Genomic DNA, 3,927 nt, shown 5'->3' on the forward strand with positions numbered 1-3,927 from the left:
TCCCAACCTCAGTCTTAGTCGGGTCACCAGTTCAACTTTTCGGGCGCACCTCGCGGGGAGACGGCGAGCCGGGTTCCAATAAAGGGTACGTCGAGCGCGCTGGCCATCGCCGAAGGAAATCAATGGATTGGGATGGGCACGAAGGAGGGCCGCATCGTCGTCTGGAAGATAAAGCGAGGCGGACAGCCGTCGGCTACGGACCAGGAGGCGACGCTGCCGACATTGTCTGGACGCATCCGCGTGCTTTCCGAAAAGGAGCCGGCGATCCCCTCGGACACGTCGGCTCGACTCGCCGTGTTGCCCTTTCGAAGCAGGGGCGATTCGACAAAAATCGCCGAGATCTGTAGCAGTGAGCTGGCCACCCAGCTGGCGAACGTGGAGCACCTGACACTTCTGGAACGGGAGCGCATCGAGGAGGTGCTCGACGAACTCAATCTCCAGGCGTCCAATCTCACCAAATCGGATGGAGCCCGGATTGGCCAACTGCTCAACGCCGATTACTTGGTTTTGGGAAGCCTCAATGCCGTTGGGACCACCTATCTTCTCAACGCACGGCTGCTCCGGGTTCAAACGTCTCAAATCACGGAGGGGCGCCGGGTCATCTGCGAAGAATGCAAGGGCAAAGACATCTTCGATGCGATTCATCTGTTGGGGACGACGATCGCGAAGTAGCAGACTCCCGAAAGGACGGTTTTTTCTCGTTGCCCGGGCGGGTTCCAGGCCGCCCTCGGTAGCTGAGACCTTGCCGCTCACAAACGGGGAAGTCCTAGCCACTACTCTTCTCGCGCTCTACTCACTTCTGTAAAAAAGGAGGCGAGAAAAACCTTTCGTCGGTCGTGCCGTTTCGGCTTTGTTCCGAATCAAGGGTCTGGTGTAATTTCCCAGCACGCGCTGCGTTTGTCACGATGGAACAGCCGTACGTCGAACAGGACGACACGGGATACCGAATCGTCGGAACCCGTGTCTCGCTTGAGTCGGTCGTGTATGCGTTTCGGGAGGGCTGCTCCCCGGAAACGATCGCCGGCGAATGCTTCCCCACGCTGACCCTGGAGCAGGTGTATGGCGCCATTGCCTACTACCTGGCCCACCGCACCGACATCGATGCGTATCTGGAGCGCGTCGAGGCGACGCGTGAGGAAGAGCGTACGGCCCACGCGGATCCAGACTTCGCGCGCAAGATGAAGCGAGCGCGGAAGCAGCGTCGCGCACAAGACGTATGAAGGTACGCTTCCAGGCCGACGCCGATTTCAACCACATCAACCGCAGGGCGCTCGTGCGGAGAGAACCCGCGGTCGACTTCCAAACGGTCCCTGCCGCCGAGCTGGAGGGTCTGGAAGATCCTGAGGTGTTGGTCATTGCGGCACAAGAAGATCGGGTGCTGGTGTCGCACGATGTAAAAACGATGCCTCGGCATTTCGCCGATTTTGTAGGCCATTCGCAGCGTCCCGGCGTCATTATAGTATTGAGTGAGCGCGAGAGAGCAGTTGCCCCGAAGGGGTACTCTCTGAGAAAACTCTCGGATTTATCCGGGAGATACACGGACTTTCTCGTCAGCCACAACGAAACAAATTAGTTGCCTAACGATGTAATTTAATGTCATACCGATAACCAAAGTATGACACAGTTTGCTTTTGAGTATCTCATGCCGCCCGGGCTGACGGGAGCATAGCACGCAGAAATTTCTGCGTATGGTGCTAATGTCTGCGGAGGATACGTAAGACTTCGGTCTACCTCTGCTTTTGAGCATGTAAATGATCGAAGCTGGTCCATCGAAACAGAAAGTCTTTTCCGTGAGGAAGAATCCCCTCGATTCATCGAGGGGAGAAGTCAAGGTGTTCAGTTTTCTCAGCAGATAGTCTGACCTTCAGGGGCGCGATAGCAACGACTCTCCTGCTCCGGGAAGATGTCCCTTGCGAGATCATCGGACCGAGCGCCGACTGTTGCTGTCCGGTAGTCAATACAGAGGTACTACGAGGACGCACTCTTTTGTATATATCTATGTATGCATTGAATGAGACTTCCCCCCGGCGGGGCCTTCCCAATTCCTCCATACATATTGTGTACCGATTATTGGTATTTTTTAGGCCTGGATAATAGTTCTACTCGCGCGAGGTCGCGCGCGGGCGAAGCTGACTTCGAGTGCCGCCGGCCGGGAATCCCGGTCCTGAACATGGAAATCCTGAACGCGGAAAAGCGACACAAAGAGCCCGACCGATCGTCGCCCCTGGAGCGCTCATCGATCTTCGATCCAACCGACCCATGGGGGCTGCATCCCCTCGAACACGCAGTACTTCAACGGTGGGGGCGGGGGTCTATTAACGTCCGAGTGATGCATTTTCGCCCGGAGGGACGCCCAGGCGTCGGGCCGGATCTGTCGGAGGACCCGCGGCCGGCGTCCCCGGCGCACGTGCCACCGGCCCCTATGCTGGCGAACTGCTCGGGAGGGCCGGAATGTCGTTAATGACAGAAATGACACTTTCGGCACCGGCAATGCCCTCCAGTTCCGGGCTCAGCTTGGCCCACCGTCCGCGCTTCGGCTTCGTGAGCAAGCCGGCCTCGCGCCAATCCTTGAGCCACCGCTGCACGTTGCGCTCGCTCGCGCCGACTTGTGAGGCGAGCCCCTTCGCCTCCGCCGTCGAGAACGTGCTTTTCGGGAGGGCGTCTAGATACGTTCGCTTCCGCTCGGTGAGACTCGCCCGGACGCTCGTCTCTTCTCGAAAGCGGGTCTCGACCCGGACGGCGTGGAGGAGGTAGGTCAGGGCCAGACGAAGGCCCGCTTCCATGTCTTCGGCCCCCAGCTCGACCGGTTCGGTCGGCGCCGGAGGAATGCCGGACGCTGCGAGCCGAATTCCCCGAAGGACCACGGCGATTTTGACCGCTTGAAGCCCCGCCCGGGTGAGGGAGGCCTGGAGGGACCGGCCCACGTTCTCGTCATTGCGCCACTTTTCCGTGAGCGAATGGAACGCCCGGTCGTGCGCCTGCTGTAGCGCCTCCGGCACTGTAACCCGAAGCGGCTCCCCTCGCGCTTGCAGCCGGCGGTACCCGACCTGAAAATCCTCCGCGGCGTCCCGGAGACACTGCTCGAGGCCCGCGCCGCTCTCGCCGAACTGAGTGCTCCATTCAAACTCCCGGTTGAACCGGTAGAAGAGAAACCGGCTGAACAGCCCGTCGCTCGTCCCGGAGATAACGCCGTCGAATGTCGCTGGCGTGCCGGCCAGCGCGATCGAGGGGGCCGGATGGGAAATGGTCACCGTTCCCGTCGAGGACCGGCTCATCTTGATGGTCTCGTTTTGAAATCCCTTCAGAAGCACGTCGGTAAACGTGCCCCACGAGCTCTCGAGGGCCTGGCTCAGCGTGCGGAATTCGGTTTCAAAAATGACTCCGTGGGGGCTGTCTGCGAGGCCTTCTTTTAGGGCAGCGGCGCTGCTGTCCGCAGCGAGGAAGAGGCGCTGGCGGGTCGGGCCCCGGTCGCCGGGCCGCCCGTCCCGGGAGGTGTCGTCTTCAGGGGCCTCCGTCGCCAGCGGGGCCTCCGCCGCAGGGCCGCCGGCGCTCAACTCCTCGCGGAGCGGTGTGCCGTATCTGCGGACGTGGCGGAGCGCACTTTTTCCGGACGCGGGCGGGGCGACCACCGCGCTGTAGAGATTGGGGCTCAGGTCGTTGCCCCCGTAGCGGAATCGGACGTTTGGGAGCGCGCCGGCCCACATCGGGAGGGCGCCGGTGAGGAAGACATCCCGCTTTCGGCGGTCGCCGATGCGGCGGGCCGGCTTTTCGAGAAGCTCCGGCAGAAGCTTCAGCGTGCGCTCGGGGAGGTACCCCTGACGGAGCCCCTCCGGATCGCCGGAGCCGCCGGGGTCACCGGTGGGGCCGGAGCCCTCGGTCGCGCCGCCCGCTGGGACCGCCGTGTCATCGTTGTCAGCCGTGTCATCG

The 3,927-nt window shown here is 61.5% G+C and carries 4 protein-coding genes; 3 read left to right on the top strand and 1 reads right to left on the bottom strand.

Features of this window, described 5'->3' with window-relative positions; all coding sequences use genetic code 11:
* Positions 1-132: 132 nt before the first annotated feature.
* The 3 genes from ABEL04_RS13445 (at position 133) to ABEL04_RS13455 (ending at position 1,573) form a co-directional block, all read left to right on the top strand.
* Positions 133-672, top strand: coding sequence for a CsgG/HfaB family protein (locus tag ABEL04_RS13445; RefSeq protein WP_375802908.1), 540 nt, complete (start codon positions 133-135; stop codon positions 670-672).
* A gap of 233 nt (positions 673-905) precedes the next feature.
* Entirely contained in the window at positions 906-1,220 is a 315-nt protein-coding gene (locus ABEL04_RS13450) for a DUF433 domain-containing protein (RefSeq protein ID WP_375802909.1), read from the top strand.
* Positions 1,217-1,573: a DUF5615 family PIN-like protein gene (locus tag ABEL04_RS13455; protein WP_375802910.1), complete on the top strand. Its 357-nt coding sequence runs from the start codon at positions 1,217-1,219 to the stop codon at positions 1,571-1,573. The genes ABEL04_RS13450 and ABEL04_RS13455 overlap by 4 nt, the downstream gene beginning before the upstream one ends.
* 847 nt (positions 1,574-2,420) lie before the next feature.
* On the opposite strand, the gene ABEL04_RS13460 is transcribed toward ABEL04_RS13455, so the two are convergent.
* The coding region (locus tag ABEL04_RS13460; RefSeq protein ID WP_375802911.1) for a DUF3987 domain-containing protein at positions 2,421-3,927 on the bottom strand (1,507 nt) is incomplete at its 5' end.

Source organism: Salinibacter sp. (assembly GCF_042218895.1).
Classification (GTDB): Bacteria; Bacteroidota; Rhodothermia; order Rhodothermales; family Salinibacteraceae; genus Salinibacter.

Coding starts and splice junctions, on each gene's coding strand:
- ABEL04_RS13445 (WP_375802908.1), top strand. CDS start 133: ATGGGCACGAAGGAGGGCCGCATCGTCGTCTGGAAGATAAAGCGAGGC.
- ABEL04_RS13450 (WP_375802909.1), top strand. CDS start 906: ATGGAACAGCCGTACGTCGAACAGGACGACACGGGATACCGAATCGTC.
- ABEL04_RS13455 (WP_375802910.1), top strand. CDS start 1,217: ATGAAGGTACGCTTCCAGGCCGACGCCGATTTCAACCACATCAACCGC.